Genomic DNA, 21,917 nt, shown 5'->3' with positions numbered 1-21,917 from the left:
GTTCGGGGGGGTCAGGAAACCCGTTCCGGCTGCAGCGCGCGCGTGGAGGTGCGGATCTGGCGCATCGCCAGCATCCGCGCGGCCACCCGCCAGCCCACCAGGGTGGCGGCCAGGAAGAGCGAGGCGACCACGACGAACGAGGTGGGCGTGCCCTCGGTCTGGACCACGTTGCGCAGGACCATGCCCACGAGCAGGGTCTTGAACAGCACCATCGCGGCGCCGGTCAGGCTGGCCGGGGCCAGCCGGAAGGCCACCACGCCCACGTAGCCGCCGACCACGCCCAGCCAGAACGGCCAGCCGGTGTCGAGGACGCCGGACAGGGTGAGGCCCTCCTCGTGGGAGTTGCGGCCGATGGTGACGAAGACCAGGACACAGGCCAGGTCGGCGAGGGCAGCCACGGCCAGCGCGCGCGGGTTCTGCCGGGTGGGGGAGGGGATCATGACCGGGAGGCTCCTTCTTCGTGCTCGACGGCACCGGGTTCGGCCGCAGGCGGTTCTCCGGTCGCCGGTGCCCGCACAGTTCACGCACCGCGACTCGTACCGCCGCACAGTAGTCGTAGAGCGTGGTTCGACTGACCCTAACCCGTGAGGAACCCGCCCGAACCCGCCTCCGGCCCGCGCCCACCCGTGCCGGAGGGGCCCGTCCTCGACAGCCAGCCTAGGCTGGCTGCATGACGGGCTGGATGAGCGGTACCAAGGCCGGACCCCGGGCGGGGCACCGATGAGCGCGCGCCGGGTGATGGGGATCGAGACCGAGTACGGGGTCTCCGCCCCCGGCGACCCCGCGGCGAACGCCATGCTGATGTCGTCGCAGGTGGTCAACGCGTACGCGGCGCCGCTGGGCAGCCGGGCGGGCCGGGCCCGCTGGGACTACGAGGACGAGGCGCCGCTGCGCGACGCGCGGGGCTGGGAGATCACCCGGGAGAGCGCCCACTCCAGCCAGCTCACCGACGCCCCGGAGGACCCGGGGCTGGCCAACGTGATCCTGACCAACGGCGCCCGGCTCTACGTCGACCACGCCCACCCCGAGTACTCCTCGCCCGAGGTCACCAGCCCGCGCGACGTGGTGCTCTGGGACAAGGCGGGCGAGCAGGTGATGCTCGAGGCCTGCCGGCGGATCGCCGCCAATCCCGGTCTGGGCGAGGTGAACCTCTACAAGAACAACACCGACAACAAGGGCGCCTCCTACGGCACCCACGAGAACTACCTGATGCGCCGCTCCACGCCGTTCGCCGACGTGGTCCGCCACCTCACCCCGTTCTTCGTCACCCGGCAGGTGTTCACCGGCGCCGGCCGGGTCGGCCGGGGCCAGGACGGCACCGGCACCGGCTTCCAGATCTCCCAGCGGGCCGACTTCTTCGAGGTCGAGGTGGGGCTGGAGACCACGCTCAAGCGGCCGATCATCAACACCCGCGACGAGCCGCACGCCAGCGCCGACCGCTTCCGCCGGCTGCACGTGATCATCGGCGACGCCAACCTGTGCGAGGTGGCCACGCTGCTCAAGGTCGGCACCACCAACCTGGTGCTGCAGATGATCGAGGACGCGGCGTTCACCCAGGACCTGTCGGTGGAGCGCCCGGTGGGCACCCTGCACGACATCTCCCACGACCCCACGCTCAAGCAGCACCTGACCCTGCGCGACGGCCGCTCGATGACCGCCGTGGAACTGCAGTGGCTGTTCTTCGAGCAGGCCAGCGCCTACGTGGCCGACCGCTACGGCGACGACGCCGACGAGGCGACCACCGACGTCCTGAACCGGTGGGAGAGCATCCTGACCCGGCTGGGCCAGGACCCGATGCTCTGCGCCCGCGAGCTGGACTGGGTGGCCAAGCTGCGCCTGCTCGAGGGGTTCCGCAACCGCGAGGGCCTGAACTGGGACGCGGCCCGGCTGCAGCTGATCGACCTGCAGTACGCCGACGTGCGGCCGGAGAAGGGGCTGTACCACCGGCTCCTCTCGCGCGGGCAGGTCGAGCGGGTGGTCACCGACGCGGAGATCGCCGAGGCGGTGCACGAGCCGCCGCACGACACCCGGGCCTACTTCCGCGGCCGCTGCCTGGCCCGCTACGGCGACAACATCGCGGCCGCCTCCTGGGACTCGGTGATCTTCGACATCCCGGGCCGGGGCGCCCTGCAGCGGGTGCCCACCCTCGACCCCTCCCGCGGCACCCGGGAACACGTGGAGGCCCTGCTGCAGCGCTGCGAGACGGCCGCCGAACTGGTCGACGCGCTGGCGGCGGAGTGAATCCGGGCCGTCACACGTTGTCGGGAGAGTAAAACTTCGCAGTAGTGGGCAATGGCACGCGCCGAAATCGCGGACGCATGCCTAGGATCACTGCAAGGAAGTGCACTCATTCAGAGCGCAGGAGGCAGTCATGGCCGGCCAGGAACAGCAGCGCCCGACCCGACGCGACGAAGAGCCCGCCGACGACGCGGCCCCCGAGGCCCCGCCCGCGGCTCCCGCCGCCCAGACCACGGATGCCGACGTGGACGCGATCCTCGACGAGATCGACGACGTCCTGGAGAGCAACGCCGAGGAGTTCGTCAAGGGATTCGTTCAGAAGGGCGGCCAGTGACGGCAGCTCTCCGGGGTGGACCGGGCCCGGCCCGGCCCACCCCCGCTGCCGCCGCCGACCACCACCGACGTTCGCCGCACGCGGAAAACTTCTGCGGTCTTCCCGGTGAGCGAACGTCGCCCGTCTGGATAGGGTTTCGCCCGTGACTGCTGCCGATCCCTTCCGTGAAGGGCGGTTGCCGGAGGCGTTCTTCACCCCGGGCAACTCCTCTTTCACAGATTTCCTCGCCGCCCACGCCGACCATCTCCTCCCGGGCCGGAGCCTGCCCGCCGGAGCCGTGATGCCCGAACTCCCGCACGCCACCACCATCGTCACCGTCACCTTCGACGGCGGGGTCGTGATGGGTGGCGACCGCCGGGCCACGTCGGGCAACTACATCGCCCACCGGGAGATGGAAAAGGTCTACCCGGCCGACGACTACAGCGTCGTCGGGATCTCCGGGGCGGTCGGCCCGGCGATCGAGATGATCAAGCTGTTCCAGGTCGAGCTGGAGCACTACGAGAAGATCGAGGGCGCCCTGATGTCCCTCGACGGCAAGGCCAACCGGCTGGCCACCATGCTGCGCGGCAACCTGCCGCTGGCCATGCAGGGCCTGGCCGTGGTGCCGCTGTACGCCGGCTACGACCTGGACCGCAACGTCGGGCGGATCTTCAGCTACGACGTCAGCGGCGCCCGGTTCGAGGAGCACAGCTACCAGAGCACCGGCTCCGGCTCGCTGTTCGCCAAGGGCTCGCTGAAGAAGCGCTGGCGTCCCGGACTCGACGCCGGCGAGGCGGTCTCGGTGGTGCTGGAGGCCCTGCAGGACGCGGCCGACGACGACTCGGCCACCGGCGGCTCGGACGTCGCCCGGCGGATCTACCCGGTGGTCGCGGTGGTCGACGCCGAGGGCTACCGCAGGCTCGGCCAGGACGAGACCGAAGCCGCCTTCCAGGCCCTGACCGAGCGAGGCGACGCCCGATGAGCATGCCCTTCTACGTCCCGCCCGAGCAGCAGATGAAAGACCGGGCGGACTACGCCCGGCGCAACATCGCCCGGGGCCGCCCGGTCATCGTGCTGCAGTACGACAACGGCATCGCCTTCGTCGCCGAGAACGCCTCCCGCTCGCTGCACAAGATCAGCGAGATCTACGACCGGATGGCGTTCGCCGCGGCGGGCCGCTACAACGAGTTCGAGAACCTGCGGGTGGCCGGGGTGCGCTACGCCGACCTGCGCGGGTACTCCTACGACCGCAGCGACGTGACGGCCCGGGGCCTGGCCAACGCCTACGCCCAGATCCTCGGCAACGTGTTCACCCAGGACTCCAAGCCGATGGAGGTGGAGATCGCGGTCGCCGAGGTCGGCCGGACCCCCGACGGCGACCAGATCTACCGGCTCACCTACGACGGATCCGTGGCCGACGAGCAGGGTTTCGTGGTGATGGGCGGTCAGGCCGACACCATCTCCACGGGCATGCAGGAGCGCTGGCGGCCGGGTCTGACGTTGTCGGCGGCGCTGACCCTGGCGGTCGAGATGCTGGCCCGCGACAGCACCAACGGCAGCGACCGCACCCTGACCAGCGACCGGCTCGAGGTGGCGGTGCTCGACCGGGCCCGTCCGCGGCGGGCCTTCCGCCGCCTGGGCGGTCCGCTGCTGGAGGCCCTGCTGGCCCCCGACGACCCGACCACCGACGTCCCCAGCAGCGACGACGCCCGGCCCGGGGCGCACGACACGCTCACCGGCGACCAGACGCCGCCGGCCGCGCCCGCCCCGGCCCCCGAGCCCGGTGACCCGGTCTCGACCGAGCCGGACCAGCAACCCGGCCACCCCCACGAGAGTTCGGGCGGAACCGAGGCATGACCGGATCGCTGCCGTTCGGTCCCGGCGGGAGGGGGCTCGCCGGGCCCGGCAGCGACCTGCCCCGTTTCCCCGCGGACGATCCGGGCGAATCCGCGGTCAATGCAATGCCGCACACTGGTGCCAATGGGCGAGAAGGCACCTACAGTAAGGGAATGGACCGCCGAATCTTCGGGCTGGAGACGGAATACGGGGTTACGTGCGCCTTCGAGGGGCAGCGCAAGCTGTCGCCCGACGAGGTGGCGCGTTACCTGTTCCGGAAGGTCGTCTCCTGGGGCCGCTCCAGCAATGTCTTCCTCCGCAACGGTGCCCGGCTGTACCTCGACGTCGGTTCGCACCCCGAGTACGCCACCCCCGAGTGCGACGACGTGCGGCACCTGGTCGTCCACGACCGGGCCGGCGAGCGGATCCTCGAGGGTCTGCAGGTCGACGCCGAGCGCCGGCTGCACGAAGAGGGCATCGCCGGCGACGTCTTCCTGTTCAAGAACAACACCGACTCGGCCGGCAACTCCTACGGCTGCCACGAGAACTACCTGGTCTCGCGGCACGGTGAGTTCGGGCGGATGTCCGACATCCTGATCCCGTTCCTGGTCACCCGGCAGATCCTGGTCGGGGCGGGCAAGGTGCTGCAGACCCCGCGGGGCGCGGTCTACTGCCTCTCGCAGCGGGCCGACCACATCTGGGAGGGCGTCTCCAGCGCCACCACCCGGTCGCGGCCGATCATCAACACCCGCGACGAGCCGCACTCCGACGCCGAGCGCTACCGGCGCCTGCACGTCATCGTCGGCGACTCGAACATGTCCGAGACCACCACGATGCTCAAGGTCGGCGCCACCGACCTGGTACTGCGGATGATCGAGGCCGGGGTGGTGCTGCGCGACCACACGCTGGAGAACCCGATCCGGGCGATCCGCGAGATCAGCCACGACCTCACCGGCCGGCGCAAGGTCCGCCTGGCCAACGGCCGGGAGGCCACCGCGCTGGAGATCCAGGAGGAGTACCTGGCCCGGGCCAAGGACTTCGTGGAGAGCCGGGGCCTGCAGACCGACACGGTGAAGCGGGTCCTCGACCTCTGGGAGCGCGGGCTGCGGGCGATCTCCACCGGCGACCTGTCGCTGGTCGACCGCGAGCTCGACTGGGTGATCAAGCACCGGCTGATCGAGCGCTACCGGGCCAAGCACGGTCTGCCGCTGTCGTCGCCCCGGATCGCCCGGATCGATCTGGCCTACCACGACATTCACCGGGAACGCGGACTGCACTACCTGCTGATGAAGAAGGGCATGGTGGAGCGGGTCGGGGCCGACATCGAGGTCTTCGAGGCCACGTCGGTGCCGCCGCAGACCACCCGGGCCAAGCTGCGCGGCGACTTCGTCCGCCGGGCCCAGGAGCGGCGTCGCGACTTCACCGTCGACTGGGTGCACCTGAAGCTGAACGACCAGGCCCAGCGCACGGTGCTGTGCAAGGACCCGTTCCGTTCGGTCGACGAGCGGGTCGAGCGGCTGATCCAGAGCATGTGAGGCGGGTCCGGTCCCGCCGCGAGGCGCGCGGGACCGGACTGCGCCCGTGGCCGCGGGCGACGCGAGGCATCTTCCACGCTCAGGAAAATGCCCTAGGGTGTTCGCCGTCCCGTTCCCACGACGAAGGTCGAACGTGCTCTCACGCAAAGCCCTGTTGCGGGCCGGTGCGGTTCTCGTAGCCGCTGCGGCCGTGGTCTCCGGATGCTCCGACTCCTCCTCGGAGGGGGGCGGGAACAAGCCCGCCGACCAGACCTCCACCGACATCAACGCGATCGAGGTCACCGGCAAGTTCGGCGAGACCCCGAAGGTCGAGGTCCCGGCGCCGTTCTCGACGGACAAGACCACGCCCAAGGTGATCTCCCCGGGAGACGGTGAGAAGGTCGAGGCGGGGCAGCGGGTCACGGTCAACTACGTGGGCATCAACGGTGCCGACGGTGAGACCTTCGACAGTTCGTACGACAGCGGGCCGGCCGCCTTCACCCTGGAGGACGGCCAGCTGATCAAGGGCTTCGTCACCGGCCTGGTGGGCGCCAACATCGGCTCGCGGATGCTGATCACGATCCCGCCGGACGACGGCTACGGCACCTCCGGGGTCTCGTCCGCGGGCATCGGGCCGACCGACACCCTGGTCTTCGTGGTCGACATCGAGGGTGCCGCCGACGTGCTCAAGCGCGCCACCGGCGACCCGGTGAAGGTGACCAAGAAGGGCCTGCCCACGGTCAAGCTCGACAGCAAGACCGGCGAGCCGACGATCACGGTGCCCGACGGTGCCGCGCCGGACTCGCTGGTCGTGCAGCCGCTGATCAACGGCAAGGGCAAGAAGGTCGAGAAGGGCCAGACCATCTCGGTGCACTACACCGGCGTGATCTGGCCGGGTGGCAAGGCCTTCGACTCCTCCTGGAAGAACGGTGCCCCGGCGAGCTTCGCGATCGGTGCGGGCCGGGTCATCTCCGGGTGGGACAAGGGGCTGGTCGGCAAGCGGGTCGGCAGCCAGGTCATGCTGGTGGTCCCGCCGGACGAGGGCTACGGGGCCGAGGGCCAGCCCGACGCCGGCATCAAGGGCACCGACACGCTGGTCTTCGTCGTCGACATCCTCGACGCCACCGGCTGAGTGCGCGCCGCGAGGTGTCTGAGCCGCTCTTGAGCCTGGCCTGACACATCGCGCGCCGCCGATGTCCTAGCCTCGGCCCGGCCACCGGGCCGAGTGAAGCAACTAAGGAGAAACAATGAGTCTCGAGCGCCAGCGTCCGGAGATCGAGTTCCCCGAGGGCGAACCGCCGACCACGCTCACCATCACCGACGAGATCGTCGGCGAGGGCCAGGAGGCCACCGCGGGCAACACGGTCACGGCCCACTACGTGGGTGTGGCGTTCTCGTCGGGCGAGGAGTTCGACGCCTCCTGGAACCGCGGCGAGCCGCTGAAGTTCCGTCTCGGCGTCGGCCAGGTCATCGCCGGCTGGGACCAGGGCATCGCCGGCATGCGCGTGGGCGGCCGTCGTCGCCTGGTGATCCCGCCGGAGATGGCCTACGGCTCCCGCGGCGCCGGTGGCGCGATCGGCCCGAACGAGACCCTGATCTTCGTCGTGGACCTCGTCGACGCCCGCTGATCCCAGCTGCTCGAAGCGCCCCTCGCCGTCCGGCGAGGGGCGCTTCGCGTTCTGCTGCCCTAGCAGCTCGCCCCAGCAGCCCGCCCCCCGCCTCAGCCCGCGCTGGCTGAGCCCGCGCCGGCCCAGTCCCAGCCCGCGTTGGCCTGCTCCGATCCACGCCTGCCCGGCCAGGCCCACCCGCCTGCCTGCCTCAGCCCGCGCTGGCCCGTCCCACCCGCCTGCCTGCCTCAGCCCGCGCTGGCCCGTCCCACGCCTGCGTTGGCCTGCTCCGGTCCCGCCGGTCCGGCCTCACTCCTGCTTGCGATAACAGGCTGTCAGCCAAGAAGGAGCCCCACTGTTGCCCCAGGCCATGGGGCAACAGCAGAGCCGGTCAGCTGTTGAGCAGAACCCCTGCGTGCCGCCCGGCCGCGGCCGCAGCCAGGAACGCGGCCGGATCGGCGGCCAGATTGCGGCCCATCGTGGAAAGGCCCACGGGGCACTCGCGGAGTGCGTCCATCAGGCCGTCCACGCCAACGCGCACCTCGCGGTGCAGACCGGCGGGCGCGAAGAGGCCTGCCACCTGGCGGTCGATCAGGGGAGCGAGCTCGGCCAGGGGAGTAGGAGCGTTGTCCCCGACCGGCGCCGACTCGGGGTTGCCCCCGAGAACCGGGCCCACCCCGTCCTCAAAGCCACTGAAGTCGGGAACCACCACGTCCGCGCTCACCAGCGCCACCCGTCCGTAAGCAGTGAGCGAGTGGTGCGAGACGCCGCGGTGCCGCTCGCGGGCATCTGCGCCGGAGACCCGCAGCGTGGCCACCGGACGCCCTTTCAGTACCGCCGCAGCGTTGAGCACCTCGCCGGCCTGGACCCCGGAGAAACCCCATTTCGTGCCGGTGCCCAGGTTTCCCGGCCCCTGACTGACGATCGCCACGTCGACCTGAGCCACATGACGGGCGGCGAGGAGGCCGGTGTGCACGCTGACCGCTTCCAGGTCACCCCCGAAGGCCTGCCCCACCGTGATGCAGGTGTCCAGCCAGCCGGCGTGCCGCAGGCCGGCGATGGTGCGGGAGAACCAGGCCGGCAGTGCGCCGCCGTCAGTCATGACGTAGGCGACGCGGGCCGAGGGGGCCGCCTGGCGCAGCCCCGCCAGGATCGCCGGCAGGGAGCTGTGCAGGTCGGCGACCACCACCGGCATCCCCAGCAGGTCGTCGGCCTCGGCGAGCACCTCGTGGTGCGGCGACTCCTGCTCGTCGACGCCCAGCACCATCGCCTGCAGCGGCGTGTAACGCGCCTTGACCAGGTGCCCGGGGCCGCGCCGAGGATCAGGCGGAAGCTCGTCGAGGATCGCGGCGACCAGGGCGTAGCCCCCGGTGCCCAGACCTCGCTCCAGCGCCGTGGTGTTCAGCAGGACCCGCTGCCCCGGTACCGGCCGGCCGACCAGCGACGGGTAGACCAGCGCCCGGCAGGCCGTCCAGACGCCGGCCGAGTACACCTCGGCCTCGTACTCGACCGCTCCGTCCCATTCGCGTCGTTCGGACGTGACACGGCCCTCTCGCCACAGGATCACGCGCGTGACCTTACCTTCAAGTCCGGCCGTGGAGTCCTTGCCGGGAGCTGCGCTCGGGTAGCGTGGGTGCGGTGTCCTCGCGGCGTACCGAGCGGCTGCTCAATCTGGTGATCTGCCTCGCGGCCACCCGTCGGTGGCTGACCAAGGAGCAGATCCGGGCCGCCGTACCGCAGTACGCCGACTGCGACACCGCCGAGGCCTTCGACCGGATGTTCGAGCGCGACAAGGAAGACCTGCGCGACCTCGGCATCCCGGTGGTCACCGGCACCGACGAGCGCTGGTTCGACGACGAGCCGGGCTACCGGATCGACCGGGACGACTACGCCCTGCCGCCGATCGAGCTGGACGCGCAGGAACTGGCCGTGGTCGGCCTGGCCAGCCGGGTCTGGCAGCAGGCGAGCCTGGCCGGCCCGGCCGCCCGGGCGCTGACCAAGCTCACCGCGCTCGGCGTGGACACCGACGAGGACATGGCCGGCCTGGAGCCGCGGATCCGCACCGCCGAGCCGGCCTTCGGCCCGTTGTACGCGGCCACCCGCGACCGGCAGGCGGTCACCTTCACCTACCGCAAGCCGAACGGCGAGGCCGCGGTGCGCGAGGTGGAGCCCTGGTCGGTGGCCAGCCGCAACGGCCGCTGGTACCTGATCGGCCGGGACCGGGGGCGCGGGGCGTCGCGGGTGTTCCGGCTCTCACGGATCGAGAGCGACGTGAAGCGCCGCGGTCGGGCCGGCACCTACGAGATCCCCGAGGACCTGGACGCGCAGTCGATGATCGGCAAGCACGTGCCGCCCGCCGACGACCGCATCGCCACCGTGCTGCTGCGCGCCGGGCGCGGCGCCGGGGTTCGCCGGGCGTCGGTGGCCTCGATCCCGGCGGCGGACCGGCCCGGGTGGGACGAGCTGCAGATCCGGATCGGCGACGCGGGCATGCTGGCGCAGTCGCTGGCCGGGCTGGGGCCCGATGCGGTGGCGGTGCAGCCGGCCGATCTGCGTGCCGAGGTGGTCCGCCTGCTGCGGGGGGCGGCCGCGGCCCAGGCCGGGGCACGCACCGACCTGACGGCGGGGCAGGTGAGAGTGGGATGAGCGCGGTTGCTGCCACCGCGCGCTTGTCGCGTCTGCTCACCATGGTCCCCTGGCTGCTGAACCGGCCCGGGGTCGAGCTGGGCGAGGCCGCCCGGCACTTCAAGATCACCGAGCCGCAGCTGGTGCGCGACCTCGAGCTGCTGTTCGTCTGCGGTACGCCCGGGCACATGCCCGACGACCTGATCTCGGCCGAGTGGGACAGCGGGCGGATCTACCTGAGCAACGCCGACGCGATCGCCCGGCCGTTACGGCTGGACCCGGACGAGGCGATCGCGCTGATCGCCGGGCTGCGCACGCTGGCCGACCTGGGCGACGTGAACGACCCGGGCGACCGGCGGGCGGTCGACTCGGCGCTGGTCAAGCTGTCGGCCGCGGCGCAGGACGCGGTCTCGGCCGCGAACCGGCTGGACATCGACCTGACCTCGGGCGGCAGCGCCTCGGAGGAGAACCTGCGCACCGCCCGCGAGGCGCTGCGCCTGCGCCGCCGGCTGCGGCTGCGTTACCTGGTGCCCACCCGCGACGAGATCACCGAGCGGGACGTGGACCCGATGCAGGTCACCAGCGTGGACGGTCGCTGGTACCTGGAGGCCTGGTGCCACCGGGCCGAGGGGGTGCGGCTTTTCCGCTTCGACCGGGTGGCCGGGCTGCGCCTGCTCGAACAGGACGGCACCCCTCCGCCCGAGGCGGTGTCCCGGGCCGGCGACGAGCAGCTCTTCACCCCCTCGCCGGACGACCTGGTGGTCACGCTGGAGGTCGAGCCCCGGGGCCGCTGGGTGGCCGAGTACTACCCGGTGGAAGAGACCGAGGAGCTGCCCGGCGGGCGGCTGCGGGTGGTGCTGCGGGTGGCGGCGCCGGACTGGATCCCGCGGCTGGTGCTGCGGCTGGGCGGGGCGGGGCGGATCGTCTCGCCGCCCGGGCTGGCCAACGAGGTGCTGGCCTCCGCCTCGGCGGCGCTGGCGGCCTACGACGAGGACGCGCCCGGCTCACCCAAGTAGTTACTTTGCGTGATCAAGATTGAGCCGTCCGAGGGGCCGCCGACGGGCTGGCGCCGGATACCGCGAGGTGTGGGCGGGAGCCGATAGATGGCCTTTCGTGCAGATCAGGGCCGGGGCGGGGCGCTGGGCCGACCGGGTGGTGGCGATCCGCGCCGGAACGACACGCGCAGCACGAGAGATGCGCCCCGCGTCACCGAGGCGGCCTAGGCATTACTGTCGGCTGTTAAGGAGTTGCGGGCCGTGGCCGAAGAACCCCTCGACGATGAATGGCGGCTCTGCTGGAGGTGGATCGCAAATGACGACGATCAAGGCGTCGTGCCCGAGCTGCGGTGATGTTGAGTTGACCCCGCATCAGGTGCGTCTCGTCGTCTGCTCCGTGAAGAGCTGGTCCTACTACGCCTTCATCTGCACCACGTGCCACGAGGAGGTGCGCAAGCCGGCCGGCAGGGACGTGGTCGCCCTGCTCATCTCCGGTGGGGTGGTCGCAGAGCCGTGGAACGTGCCGGCCGAGGTGCTCGAGGAGCACGAGGGGCCGACACTGAACTACGACGACGTGTTGGACTTCGCTCTCTGGCTGGAGCAGGCGGATCTCCTGGCGGCGGCGGCCGCCGCCCAGGGGCCACGCCCGCGGGCCCAGGCGCCGGAGACGGCGGCCTGAGGCAGCAGTTCTGGTCCGCGACCGGGTCCCCCTGTACGACGGGTGGCCCGGTTTCGGCTTTTGCCCCACCCGAACCAGTAGGCTGACCGGGTGTCGGTGTGGTGGTGGGTCCTGGTCTGGGTCGTTCTCGTGCTGGCCGCCGCCGGTGTGCTCGCAGTGCTCGGCCTCGGCCTGTGGCGCAAGGCGATGGCGCTGCTGGGCGAACTGTCCACCGCGTCCGACCGGTTCGCCGAGATCAGCACGAAACTCGACCAGGTCGCCGAGGCGGGCCAGTCGCGGGACCGGGAACCGGCGGTGTTCACCGATCCGTTGGAGCTGAGGCAGGAACGCTTCCTGGCGCGACGGGCGAACTCCGGCCGACGCGGCGGGAAACGGTAGCCTGCCTGGCAAACGGGGGTCTGCCGGGCAGGGCGGCTACCGCGTACGATGACACCGACCGTTGGGCAAAATGTGCGCTGCGGGTTCAGTGGAAGGAACAGCTCATGGGCTTTCTGAAAGAGCCTTCGCACATCATCATCATGATCCTCGTGCTGGTGATCCTGTTCGGCAGCCGCCGTCTCCCCGACGCCGCTCGCGGCATCGGTCGTTCCATGCGGATCTTCAAGTCCGAGATCAAGCAGATGAAGGACGACGACAACGACGACGAGGCCGCGCGCCGCAAGGCCCAGGCCGACGAGCTGCGCCGCCAGGCCGACGCCCTGCAGGCCGGCGAGACGCCGATGGAGGGCCGCGTGATGTCGCCCCAGCAGCAGCGCGAGGAGCCCGGCTACCAGGCCCGGCACGACGCCTGAGCTGCGCCGTACCGTCCGATCCCTGCTGTTGAGAGGAACTGACCGCCGGTGGCGGTGACCAAGCCGTCCAAGCCGAGTCGGCGTCCGAAGAACCCCGAGGGCCGGATGTCCCTGCGGGAGCACCTGGCCGAGCTGCGCCGCCGGGTCACCATCGCCGTGGTCGCGATGGTGCTCGGTGCTGTCGCCGGGTGGTTCCTGTACGAGCCGGTGATGGACAACCTCATCATCGGCCCGCTGAAAGAGGCCTCCGAGCACGGTCAGGACGTCACGCTGACCTACCGGGCGATCGCCGACGCCTTCAACATCAAGGTCAAGGTCGCGGTCTACATCGGGCTGGTGATCTCCAGCCCGGTCTGGCTCTACGAGCTCTGGGCGTTCATCACCCCGGGCCTGACCAAGAAGGAACGCCGCACCTCGCTGTGGTTCGTCGCGTTCGCGGTCCCGCTGTTCCTGTCCGGGGTCTGGGTCGCCATCCTGGTGCTGCCCAAGGCGGTGGCCTTCGGTGCCGAGTTCGCGCTGGAGGGCTCGCTCAACCAGCCCGACGCGGGCACCGTGATCACCTTCGCCGGGCGTCTCATCCTCGCCCTCGGCGTGGCCTTCCTGCTGCCGCTGTTCCTGGTCGGGCTGAACCTGATGGGCATCGTCAGCGGCCGGGTGATGGGCAAGCACTGGCGGATCGCGGTGTTCTTCGCCTTCCTGTTCGCGGCGATCGTCTCGCCCTCGCCGGACGCGGTGCAGATGATCATCATGGCGCTGCCGCTGGTCGGCCTGTACGTGGCGTCGGTGTTCGTCAGCCTGTTCTTCGACCGGCGCCGGGCGAAACGGCGTGCCGACGACCCGGTGTTCGGCCTGGGCGACGACGAGGCCAGCCCGCTGGGCGGCAACAGTGGTGCGGACGAGGGCAGCTCGCCGATCGACGCGCCGGAACCGCTCGACCGCAGTTAGGTCGTGTCTTGTAAGTCCATGCCTGCTGCCGGGCACCTCCTCGCCACGGCAGCGACTTACGAACGCGCCCTGGCCGAGCACAGATTGCGGCCGGGAGCGGGGCCGGGTGCCATACCGGTTCTCGCTCCCGAGCACCGGCGGGTAGCGTAAGCGGGGTGACGTCGCCTGCCGAACGATTTGCCGCGTCTCGCAAGCGCAACGAGGAGGCGAAAACCCCGCTCAACCGCTTCCGGGCCCGGTACCCGTTCGACCTTGACCCGTTCCAGATCGACGCCTGCGAGGCCCTGGCCGACGGGCGGGGGGTGCTGGTGGCCGCCCCCACGGGTTCGGGCAAGACCGTGGTCGGCGAGTTCGCCGTCTTCTTGGCGCTGGACGCCGGGCGCAAGGCGTTCTACACCACGCCGATCAAGGCCCTGAGCAACCAGAAGTACGCCGACCTGGCCCGGATGCACGGCGCCGAGAACGTCGGCCTGCTCACCGGGGACACCGCGATCAACGCCGACGCCCCGGTGGTGGTGATGACCACCGAGGTGCTGCGCAACATGCTCTACGCCGACTCCGACGCCCTCGACGGCCTGGCCTACGTGGTGATGGACGAGGTCCACTACCTGGCCGACCGGTTCCGCGGCGCGGTCTGGGAAGAGGTGATCATCCACCTGCCCGACGACGTGCTGCTGGTCAGCCTGTCGGCCACGGTGAGCAACGCCGAGGAGTTCGGCGCCTGGCTGGACACCGTGCGCGGCAACACCGAGGTGGTGGTCTCGGAGGACCGCCCGGTGCCGCTGTGGCAGCACATCATGGCCAACCGGCAGCTGTACGACCTCTTCGCCGAGGGGCAGTCGGACGACGGCCTGAACCCGGAGCTGCTGCAGATCACCCGCGACGCCAACCGGCGCGAACGGCAGTTCCAGGGAGCCGGCGGCCGGCGCGGGGGCAGCACCACGGCCCGGGGGTCCAAGAGCCGGGGCACGTTCGCCCGGGGCGGTCGGCGGCCCAACGCCACCCCCAGCCGGATCGAGGTGATCAACGCCCTCGACAACGCCGGGCTGCTGCCGGCCATCACCTTCATCTTCAGCCGGGCCGGCTGCGACGCCGCGGTGCAGCAGTGCCTGTACTCCGGCATCCGCCTGACCTCGCCGGAGGAGCGCACCGAGATCCGGCACGTGGTCGAGTCGCGCACCGCCGACATCCCGGACGAGGACCTGGCCGTGCTCGGCTACTGGGAATGGGCCGAGGCGCTCAGCCGCGGGGTTGCCGCCCACCACGCCGGCCTGCTCCCGGCCTTCAAGGAGGTCGTGGAGGAACTGTTCACCCGCGGCCTGGTCAAGGCCGTCTTCGCCACCGAGACGCTGGCCCTGGGCATCAACATGCCGGCCCGCAGCGTGGTGCTGGAGAAGCTGGTCAAGTGGAACGGCGAGACCCACGCGGACATCACGCCGGGGGAGTACACCCAGCTCACCGGGCGGGCCGGGCGGCGCGGCATCGACGTCGAGGGCCACGCGGTGGTGCTCTGGCAGCCCGGGCTCGACCCGGAGGTGGTCGGCGGTCTGGCCTCCACCCGGACGTTCCCGCTGCGCTCCAGCTTCCGGCCCACCTACAACATGGCGGTGAACCTGGTCAGCCAGGTCGGCCGCTCGCGGGCCCGGGAGATCCTGGAGACGTCGTTCGCCCAGTTCCAGGCCGACCGTGCGGTGGTCGGGCTGGCCAAGCAGGCGCGCAAGCAGGAAGAGGCGCTCGAGGGTTACGCCGGGGCGATGGAGTGCCACCTGGGCGACTTCAGGGAGTACGCCAACCTGCGGCGCAAGATCGGCGAACGGGAGACCCAGCTGTCCCGCAACGCCTCCCGGGACCAGCGCGCCGACGTCATCGGTTCTCTGGAGCGGCTGCGCAAGGGCGACGTGATCCGGGTGCCGGGCGGGCGTAAGCCCGGCTGGGCGGTCGTGCTCGACCCCGGTGTCGCCGGAGGGAACAGCCTGGAGGGCCCTCGTCCGTCGATCCTGACCATCGAGCGCCAGGTGCGCCGGCTGTCGCTGATGGACGTGCCCGTCCCGGTCGAGGCCACCACCCGGATCACCGTGCCGAAGAACTTCAACGGCCGCGACGCCGCCAACCGCCGCGACCTGGCCTCCTCGGTGCGTAATGCGCTGGGGGCGATGAGGCACGACGACGTGGTCAGCCGGCAGCGCCCGAAGAAGGCCAAGGCGGACAACGACGACGAGGAGCTGAACCGGCTGCGCCGCCAGCTGCGCACCCACCCCTGCCACGGCTGCGCCGACCGGGAGGACCACGCCCGCTGGGCCGAGCGGTACTTCCGGCTCAAGCGCGAGACGGATGCGCTGGTCCGCCGGATCGAGGGCCGCACGAACACCATCGCGCGGGTCTTCGACCGGGTCTGCGACCTGCTCAGCGAGCGCGGTTACCTGGCCGGGGACAAGGTCACCCCGGCCGGTGAGCAGCTGCGCCGGATCTACTCCGAGTCGGACCTGCTGGTCTCGGAGTGCCTGCGCAAGGGCGTCTGGAAGGACCTGGACGTGCCCGGTCTCACCGCCGTGGTCAGCGCCGTGGTCTACGAGTCCCGGCGCGACGAGCAGGGTCTCACCCCGCGGATCCCGAAGGGCGCTCCGGCGGTGGCGCTCGACACGATGACCCGGATCTGGTCCAACCTGGACGACGAGGAGCGCGCCCACAAGCTGGACGTCACTCCCGAGCCGAACGCGGGCATCACCTGGGCGGTCCACCGCTGGGCGAGCGGGCAGCCGCTGCAGGCCGTCCTGCGCGACGCCGACCTGGCCGCCGGTGACTTCGTGCGCTGGTGCAAGCAGGTGATCGACCTGCTCGGCCAGATCGCCCAGGCCAGCGACGACCCGGCCCTGGTCAGGACGGCCCGGGCGGCGGTCGAGGCGGTCAGCCGCGGCGTCGTCGCGGCCGGCCCGCCCCGCACCTGAGCCCACACCTGAGAGGGTTCAGGCGGTGGCCTTGGTCATCGCCTGAACCACTCGGCTGACACTGCTCTCCACGCCCCACTTCTCGGCGAAGGCCACCAGGGCCTGATGATCGGGCGGCGTGGAGGGCAGTTCGTCGTCCAGGTCGGGGATGGGCGCGTCGGGGGCTACGGTGACCACGGCCGGCGCGGCCTCCAGGTAGTCCGAGGCCTCGACGAGCTTCTTGCGCTGCCCGGGGGAGAGGTCGGAGGCGGGGTCGGCGGCGGCTGCGCGCAGGGCGCTCAGCGAGCCAAACCGTTTGAGCAGGCCCGAGGCCGTCTTCTCGCCGATGCCCGCCACTCCCGGCAGGCCGTCGCTCGGGTCTCCCCGCAGGGTGGCCATCTCGGCGTACATCGGCCCACTGGTGACCCCGTACTTGGCCGAAAGCCACGCCTCGTCCACCATTTCCAGCTTCCGTACCCCGCGACCCACGTACAGCACGCGAACCCGCGCCGCATCGTCCGCAAGCTGGAAGAGGTCCCGGTCGCCGGTGACCACGTCCACCTCACCGCGCCCGGCGGCGACCTGGCGGGCGGTGAGGGTACCGATCACGTCGTCGGCCTCGTAGCCGTCGGCGCCGACCCGGCAGATGCCCAGCAGCTCGAGCGCCTCGACGATCAGCGGGACCTGCGGCACCAGCAGGTCGGGGACCTCCTCGGTGTTGGTGCGCGGGTTGGCCACCCGGTGCGCCTTGTAGGAGGGGATCGCGGCGACCCGGAAGGCCGGCCGCCAGTCGTTGTCCCAGCAGGCCACCACGCGCTGCGGCCCGCGCAGGGTGACCAGGTAGGCCACCGAGTCGAGGAATCCGCGGACCGCGTTGACCACGGTGCCGTCGGGGGCGGTGAAGGAGTCGGGCACACCGTGGAAGGAACGGAAGTAGAGCGACGCGGCGTCGAGCAGCATCAGCTCGGGGCGAGGATCCGGGAATGCTGGCACGAGGGTGATCCTGCCATCCCTCCCGTGGTTACGAGAATGCTATGGACGATCGCTGTGAGCCACCTTCTGCGGTCCGCGGGAGTGACGCTGAGCGATGTGTCGATACCCGCACACAAACCCTGTGCCACCAGTCAGTTCGTGCCGGTAGCCTTCGCCGGATGGAGGAGATCGACCGACAGATTCTCCGGCTCCTGTCCCAGGACGGCCGGATGAGTTTCACCGACCTGGGGCGTGCCACCGGACTGTCCACGTCCGCGGTGCACCAGCGGGTACGGCGGCTGGAGCAGCGCGGCATCATCCGGGGTTACACGGCGGTGGTCCAGTCCGAGGCGGTCGATCTCCCGCTCACCGCGTTCGTGTCGGTCACCCCGCTGGACCACTCGGCCCCCGACGACGTGCCCGAGCGGCTGGTCCCGATCAGCGAGATCGAGGCCTGCTACTCGGTCGCCGGCGACGAGAACTACCTGCTCAAGGTGCGGGTGGCCACGCCCGCCGCGCTGGAGGCACTGCTCGCCCGGATCCGCGCGGTGGCCGGGGTGCGCACCCGCACCACGATCGTGCTGTCCACTCCCTACGAGGCGCGCCCACTGTCGATCTGAGCGGCCCACCACTGCTGCCCCGACTCCGGCAACGTGTCGATGGGGTCGTAGTAGGGGTGCTCGCGGGTGATGGCCTCCTCGTCGGCGGCCTCGATCGACGTGCGGTAGTTCTTGGTCCAGGTGGAGATGCCGTGCACCTGGTCGTAGGTGTGCGCCTGGTGCACCCAGCGCTTACCCACCAGGGGTACGTCGCAGACGATGCGCGGGGTGGCGAATCCCGGTAGGTAGCCCATGATCGCGTGCTGCAGTTCCTGGGCATGCGACAGGGAGACCCGCCAGTGCTCCGAGGCCGGGATCATGTCGCACATGTAGAAGTAGTACGGCGTGATCATGGCTTCGTCGAGCAGCGCGAAGCTGAGATCCAGCAGCGCTTCGGGGGAGTCGTTCACGCCCCGCATCAGAACCCCTTGATTACGGACGTCGCGCACGCCGGCTTCCAGCAGAGCGCGGGCCGCCTGGGCGACCAGCGGCGTCACGGAGTTCACCGTGTTCACGTGGGTATGCACGGCCAGGCTCACCCCCTGCCGACGCGCCTGACGGGCGACCCGCTCGACGCCCTCGAGGACGTCCTTCTGCAACCAGTGCTGAGGTAGGCCCATGAGGGCCTTGGTGGCCAGACGGACGTCTTTGATCGAGTCGATCTCCAGAAGCCGGGTCAGGAACGACTCCAGTTGTTTCCAAGGGACGTTTGCGACGTCGCCTCCGGAGACGACCACGTCGCGTACCCCAGGATTGCTTCGTAGGTAGGCAAGCATCGCGTCGTAGCGATCGGCGGGCTTGCCTGCCAGCCGCAGTTTGGTGACGGTGGGGGTCGAGGTGCCCACCAGGTCCATCCGTGTGCAGTGCCCGCAGTACTGGGGGCAGGTGGGAACGAGTTCCGCCAGCACCTTGGTGGGGTAGCGGTGGGTCAGGCCCTCGGCCACCCACATGTCGTGCTCGTGCAGCGAATCCCGGCTCGCCATCGGGTGACTCGGCCACACAGGGTGGCGGTCGGAGGCCATGGGCAGCATGTAGCGCCGTACCGGGTCAGTCAGAATTTTGGACGTCGGCCAGCTCGCCTCATGGGGGAGGAAGGTGTTCAGCATCTGCGGCGGCAGCAGCATCGACATCGTGGCGAACCGCTGCTGGTCCTGCGCCACGTCGTCGTAGAACTCCGGCGGCGCCATCGATCCGAGCACCTCGTGCAGCTGCTTCAGCGACTTCACGCAGTGCGCCCGCTGCCACTGGGCGCTCGACCACTCCTCAGGGGTGACGTTGCGCCACCCTGGAAAGCGGGTCCAGTCCGGCTCGACCAGCTCTCGCCGCTCGTACCGGTACGGCTGAGCCGTCCGGGCGATCGGAATTTCTGCCGCCATGAGTTCCGTCACCGCTAGATCGTAAGAGAAAATTTGCTGGATCAGGAGAGTTTGACAGGAGGATTTTCAGCATGGGACATGAGCTGGGTCTGCATCGGGTGCTCGAGCCGGAGGGTGTGCTGCCGCAGGCCGCGTGGCGTCTGGACGCCACGTCGCCGGTGGCGGAGGACGAGGTGCTGCTGGCCGTGGAGCGGCTGAACCTCGACGCCGCGAGCTATCACCAGCTGTTCCAGGAGCACGACGGCGACGGGGCCGCGATCCGCGAGGCGGTGCGCTCGATCGTCGAGGAACGGGGGAAGATGCACAACCCGGTCACCGGGTCCGGGGGGATGCTGATCGGGACGGTGCTCGAGGTCGGGCCGACGTCACCGCTGGGGCTGAAGCAGGGGCAGCAGGTGGCCACCCTGGTCTCGCTGACCGCCACACCGCTGGCACTGAGCGACCTTTCGGCCTGGGACGGGCTCTCCGAACAGGTGCCCTGCTCCGGGCAGGCGGTGCTCTTCGGCCGCTCGATCGCCGCGGTCCTGCCCGACGACCTGCCCTCGGAGCAGGCGCTGGCGGTGTTCGACGTGTGCGGCGCCCCGTCGCTCACCGCGCGCGTGGTCGGCGAGGTGGCGGTGAAGGGCATGACGATCGGCTACCCGGAGCGGGTGCTGCCCGACAACGACGACCTGACCGTCGTCTCCAGCCGCAAGCCGGTCCGCAGCCCCCGGCCCGGCTCGGTGGTGTGCGTGATCGGGGCGGCCGGCAAGAGCGGGTCGTTGTCACTGGCCGCCGCCCGCTCGGCCGGTGCCACGCACCGGATCGGGGTGGTGCGCTCGCCGGAAGAACGGCAGGCCCTGCTCGCCGCCTCCCGCCTCGACCCGCAGCCGCTGGCCACCACCGTGGTCGTCGCCGATGCCCGCAACCCCGTGCTGCTGGCCGAGAAGGTCCGGGCCGCAGGGGGTCCCGCCGACGTCACGGTGCTCTGCGTCGACGTGCCCGGGTGCGAGCACGGCGCCGTCCTGGCCACCGCCGAGCGGGGCACTGTCATCTTCTTCTCCATGGCCACCTCGTTCAGCGCCGCGGCGCTGGGGGCGGAGGCGCTCGCCGCCGACGTGACCATGCTGGTGGGCAACGGGTATTCGGTGGGGCACGCCGAGCTGGCCCTGCGCGAGTTCCGGGGGTCGGCGGGGGTGCAGGCGCTGTTCGCCGCCCGGATCTGACCGTTGGGAGCGCCTGCCCTTGCCCCGGGGCAGATGGCGGTTTCCTATAAGGAGATGACTGTGCACAAGGATGTGAACAAGAGTCTGTCCAGCCTGCGGCCCACCACGATTCCGGTACCGGAGGGCGCCGACAGCGAGACCACGGCGATCGTGGAGGCGCTCTACGGCGACGGGATCGTGGCGAAACAAGGTGCGTTCTCGCGGGAGTGGGCGCAACAGATGCGCGAGGACATCGACATCGCCTTCAAGGAGGCTCTGGCGCGGCCCGGTGGTGCCGTGGGTCGCGGCCCGAAGCGGTACTACGTCGAGATCCACCCCGAGCAGATGCGGGGCTTCGTCGACCTGGTCGACCACCCCTGGGTACGGCAGGTCTGCCGGGCGGTGCTCGGTCCGCGGTACGAGGTGATCGAGCTGGGGTTCGACGTCCCGCTGGCCGGCGCGATGGACCAGCCGTGGCACCGGGACTTCCCGATGCCCGACGAGACCCGGCGGGGCGGACGGCTCACGTCGCTGGCCTTCAACCTGACCGCGGTGGACACCGACGAGGACATGGGCCCGTTCGAGATCGCGCCGGGCACCCAGTGGGACTGGGCGGAGAACTTCAAGCACGGCATGTTCCCCGACCGGTCGGACTGGGACCGCTACGCGGAGCGGGCCGTGCGCAAGTACCCGCGGATGGGCGACATCTCGGCGCGCTCGGCCCTGACCGTCCACCGCGGTACCAAGAACTCCTCGTCCAAGGCCCGGCCGGTGCTGGTGCTGGGGGTGGACGCGCCGGGGGCCGGCAATGCCGAGCGGCACGACATGGCGGTGACCCGGCCCTACTGGGAGGCGCTGCCGCAGAGGGTTCGTGACCACCTGGTCTGCCCGGTGGTGGACCAGCTCGAGCCGATCAGCCAGAAGCACACGATCGAGGGGTTGGTGATGGGGGAGGCCTGAGGTCCCGGCCTACCGGGCGGGTGCGGCGGTCGTTGCCTGATTGTGACCGGCGTCGCACCCGTCCGGTCTGGACTCCCACACCGGAGCCGGTAATGTTTTCCGAGGCCCTCCGCCAGTCACTTCGGTGGCCGGTGGACCTGGACAGCAACGGACGCGTGAGCGGCCGGTGTCGAGGTAGGTGGCCTTCATCTTCGGAAATGGTCAAGAACGCATTTCTCTGCCCTTCGCCGGGCATAGGGGTGAGCTCTGACTATTGCCGCTGATGAATGTTTTACCGCTGGTCAGGAACGCGAAACGCGGATTTGACCGGCTGAACGAAGAAGGGCTAATGTTCTTCTCGTCGCCCCGATCGAAAGCCA

The 21,917-nt window shown here is 70.6% G+C and carries 21 protein-coding genes; 17 read left to right on the top strand and 4 right to left on the bottom strand.

Annotation, left to right across the window (positions count from 1 at the left end):
- Positions 1 to 11: 11 nt before the first annotated feature.
- Positions 12 to 440, bottom strand: coding sequence for a DUF3054 domain-containing protein (locus tag LWF15_RS23315; RefSeq protein WP_232813039.1), 429 nt, complete (start codon positions 438 to 440; stop codon positions 12 to 14).
- 280 nt (positions 441 to 720) lie between these two features.
- Here LWF15_RS23315 and dop point away from each other — a divergent pair, with 280 nt between their 5' ends.
- From dop to LWF15_RS23280, 7 genes are all read left to right on the top strand, one after another.
- Positions 721 to 2,241, top strand: coding sequence for a depupylase/deamidase Dop (dop, locus tag LWF15_RS23310; RefSeq protein WP_232813038.1), 1,521 nt, complete (start codon positions 721 to 723; stop codon positions 2,239 to 2,241).
- A gap of 130 nt (positions 2,242 to 2,371) precedes the next feature.
- Complete coding sequence (locus LWF15_RS23305; RefSeq protein WP_231442057.1) at positions 2,372 to 2,572, top strand: ubiquitin-like protein Pup; 201 nt, start codon at positions 2,372 to 2,374, stop codon at positions 2,570 to 2,572.
- Positions 2,573 to 2,714: 142 nt separating this feature from the next.
- A complete protein-coding gene (prcB, locus tag LWF15_RS23300) occupies positions 2,715 to 3,533 on the top strand; it encodes a proteasome subunit beta (protein ID WP_232813037.1) in 819 nt (272 codons plus the stop codon).
- Positions 3,530 to 4,408: a proteasome subunit alpha gene (gene prcA, locus LWF15_RS23295; RefSeq protein WP_232813036.1), complete on the top strand. Its 879-nt coding sequence runs from the start codon at positions 3,530 to 3,532 to the stop codon at positions 4,406 to 4,408. Before prcB ends, prcA begins: the two co-directional genes overlap by 4 nt.
- Positions 4,409 to 4,560: 152 nt before the next feature.
- Positions 4,561 to 5,922 carry a Pup--protein ligase gene (pafA, locus tag LWF15_RS23290; RefSeq protein ID WP_232813035.1) on the top strand — a complete coding sequence of 454 codons (1,362 nt, stop codon included), beginning with the start codon at positions 4,561 to 4,563 and terminating at the stop codon, positions 5,920 to 5,922.
- A gap of 133 nt (positions 5,923 to 6,055) precedes the next feature.
- Positions 6,056 to 7,033, top strand: coding sequence for an FKBP-type peptidyl-prolyl cis-trans isomerase (locus tag LWF15_RS23285; protein WP_232813034.1), 978 nt, complete (start codon positions 6,056 to 6,058; stop codon positions 7,031 to 7,033).
- Between the two features lie 115 nt (positions 7,034 to 7,148).
- A complete protein-coding gene (locus tag LWF15_RS23280; RefSeq protein ID WP_232813033.1) occupies positions 7,149 to 7,529 on the top strand; it encodes an FKBP-type peptidyl-prolyl cis-trans isomerase in 381 nt (126 codons plus the stop codon).
- A 370-nt stretch (positions 7,530 to 7,899) separates the two neighbouring features.
- Here LWF15_RS23280 and LWF15_RS23275 read toward each other — a convergent pair whose 3' ends face one another.
- On the bottom strand, positions 7,900 to 9,075 hold the full coding sequence (locus tag LWF15_RS23275) for a DUF3866 family protein (RefSeq protein WP_232813032.1): 1,176 nt from the start codon (positions 9,073 to 9,075) through the stop codon (positions 7,900 to 7,902).
- A gap of 71 nt (positions 9,076 to 9,146) precedes the next feature.
- Between LWF15_RS23275 and LWF15_RS37780 the strand changes: the two genes are divergently transcribed.
- The 7 genes from LWF15_RS37780 to LWF15_RS37775 all read left to right on the top strand — a co-directional run bounded on the left by LWF15_RS37780 (position 9,147) and on the right by LWF15_RS37775 (position 16,488).
- Positions 9,147 to 10,154 carry a helix-turn-helix transcriptional regulator gene (locus LWF15_RS37780; protein WP_232813031.1) on the top strand — a complete coding sequence of 336 codons (1,008 nt, stop codon included), beginning with the start codon at positions 9,147 to 9,149 and terminating at the stop codon, positions 10,152 to 10,154.
- Positions 10,151 to 11,149, top strand: coding sequence for a helix-turn-helix transcriptional regulator (locus LWF15_RS23265; protein WP_232813030.1), 999 nt, complete (start codon positions 10,151 to 10,153; stop codon positions 11,147 to 11,149). Before LWF15_RS37780 ends, LWF15_RS23265 begins: the two co-directional genes overlap by 4 nt.
- A gap of 376 nt (positions 11,150 to 11,525) precedes the next feature.
- Positions 11,526 to 11,807, top strand: coding sequence for a hypothetical protein (locus LWF15_RS23260; protein WP_232813029.1), 282 nt, complete (start codon positions 11,526 to 11,528; stop codon positions 11,805 to 11,807).
- A 90-nt stretch (positions 11,808 to 11,897) separates the two neighbouring features.
- Positions 11,898 to 12,185 (top strand): hypothetical protein, encoded by a 288-nt coding sequence (locus LWF15_RS23255; protein WP_232813028.1) that lies wholly within the window; start codon positions 11,898 to 11,900, stop codon positions 12,183 to 12,185.
- A gap of 104 nt (positions 12,186 to 12,289) precedes the next feature.
- Entirely contained in the window at positions 12,290 to 12,598 is a 309-nt protein-coding gene (gene tatA / locus LWF15_RS23250) for a Sec-independent protein translocase subunit TatA (RefSeq protein ID WP_232813027.1), read from the top strand.
- Between the two features lie 48 nt (positions 12,599 to 12,646).
- The gene (gene tatC / locus LWF15_RS23245) at positions 12,647 to 13,543 is read left to right on the top strand and encodes a twin-arginine translocase subunit TatC (protein ID WP_232813026.1); all 897 of its coding nucleotides are present in this window, start codon (positions 12,647 to 12,649) and stop codon (positions 13,541 to 13,543) included.
- Positions 13,544 to 13,698: 155 nt separating this feature from the next.
- Entirely contained in the window at positions 13,699 to 16,488 is a 2,790-nt protein-coding gene (locus tag LWF15_RS37775) for a DEAD/DEAH box helicase (RefSeq protein ID WP_232813025.1), read from the top strand.
- 18 nt (positions 16,489 to 16,506) lie between these two features.
- On the opposite strand, the gene LWF15_RS23235 is transcribed toward LWF15_RS37775, so the two are convergent.
- Positions 16,507 to 17,427: a 5'-3' exonuclease gene (locus LWF15_RS23235; protein WP_269810714.1), complete on the bottom strand. Its 921-nt coding sequence runs from the start codon at positions 17,425 to 17,427 to the stop codon at positions 16,507 to 16,509.
- A 191-nt stretch (positions 17,428 to 17,618) separates the two neighbouring features.
- On the opposite strand from LWF15_RS23235, the gene LWF15_RS23230 reads away from it, so the two are divergent.
- On the top strand, positions 17,619 to 18,059 hold the full coding sequence (locus LWF15_RS23230) for an Lrp/AsnC family transcriptional regulator (RefSeq protein WP_232813023.1): 441 nt from the start codon (positions 17,619 to 17,621) through the stop codon (positions 18,057 to 18,059).
- On the opposite strand, the gene LWF15_RS23225 is transcribed toward LWF15_RS23230, so the two are convergent.
- Complete coding sequence (locus LWF15_RS23225; RefSeq protein ID WP_408623869.1) at positions 18,032 to 19,414, bottom strand: KamA family radical SAM protein; 1,383 nt, start codon at positions 19,412 to 19,414, stop codon at positions 18,032 to 18,034. The two genes, LWF15_RS23230 and LWF15_RS23225, sit on opposite strands and share 28 nt — an antisense overlap.
- A 71-nt stretch (positions 19,415 to 19,485) precedes the next feature.
- Between LWF15_RS23225 and kdd the strand changes: the two genes are divergently transcribed.
- Positions 19,486 to 20,619: an L-erythro-3,5-diaminohexanoate dehydrogenase gene (gene kdd, locus LWF15_RS23220; RefSeq protein ID WP_232813021.1), complete on the top strand. Its 1,134-nt coding sequence runs from the start codon at positions 19,486 to 19,488 to the stop codon at positions 20,617 to 20,619.
- Positions 20,620 to 20,673: 54 nt separating this feature from the next.
- Positions 20,674 to 21,558, top strand: a complete 885-nt coding sequence (locus LWF15_RS23215; protein WP_408623833.1) for a phytanoyl-CoA dioxygenase family protein — start codon at positions 20,674 to 20,676, stop codon at positions 21,556 to 21,558.
- Positions 21,559 to 21,917 lie beyond the last annotated feature (359 nt).

Source organism: Kineosporia rhizophila, assembly GCF_021277265.1.
GTDB classification, from domain to species: Bacteria; Actinomycetota; Actinomycetes; order Actinomycetales; family Kineosporiaceae; genus Kineosporia; species Kineosporia rhizophila.
This window is presented reverse-complemented; position numbering and strand designations above follow the sequence as displayed.

Bases quoted from the DNA above. Each gene is read 5' to 3' on its own strand.
- LWF15_RS23305 (WP_231442057.1), top strand. From the start codon at position 2,372: ATGGCCGGCCAGGAACAGCAGCGCCCGACCCGACGCGACGAAGAGCCC.
- pafA (WP_232813035.1), top strand. From the start codon at position 4,561: ATGGACCGCCGAATCTTCGGGCTGGAGACGGAATACGGGGTTACGTGC.
- tatA (WP_232813027.1), top strand. From the start codon at position 12,290: ATGGGCTTTCTGAAAGAGCCTTCGCACATCATCATCATGATCCTCGTG.
- LWF15_RS23225 (WP_408623869.1), bottom strand. From the start codon at position 19,414: ATGGCGGCAGAAATTCCGATCGCCCGGACGGCTCAGCCGTACCGGTAC.
- LWF15_RS23230 (WP_232813023.1), top strand. From the start codon at position 17,619: ATGGAGGAGATCGACCGACAGATTCTCCGGCTCCTGTCCCAGGACGGC.
- LWF15_RS23235 (WP_269810714.1), bottom strand. From the start codon at position 17,427: ATGCTGCTCGACGCCGCGTCGCTCTACTTCCGTTCCTTCCACGGTGTG.
- LWF15_RS23215 (WP_408623833.1), top strand. From the start codon at position 20,674: ATGACTGTGCACAAGGATGTGAACAAGAGTCTGTCCAGCCTGCGGCCC.
- LWF15_RS23280 (WP_232813033.1), top strand. From the start codon at position 7,149: ATGAGTCTCGAGCGCCAGCGTCCGGAGATCGAGTTCCCCGAGGGCGAA.
- dop (WP_232813038.1), top strand. From the start codon at position 721: ATGAGCGCGCGCCGGGTGATGGGGATCGAGACCGAGTACGGGGTCTCC.
- LWF15_RS23315 (WP_232813039.1), bottom strand. From the start codon at position 440: ATGATCCCCTCCCCCACCCGGCAGAACCCGCGCGCGCTGGCCGTGGCT.
- prcA (WP_232813036.1), top strand. From the start codon at position 3,530: ATGAGCATGCCCTTCTACGTCCCGCCCGAGCAGCAGATGAAAGACCGG.
- kdd (WP_232813021.1), top strand. From the start codon at position 19,486: ATGGGACATGAGCTGGGTCTGCATCGGGTGCTCGAGCCGGAGGGTGTG.
- LWF15_RS23265 (WP_232813030.1), top strand. From the start codon at position 10,151: ATGAGCGCGGTTGCTGCCACCGCGCGCTTGTCGCGTCTGCTCACCATG.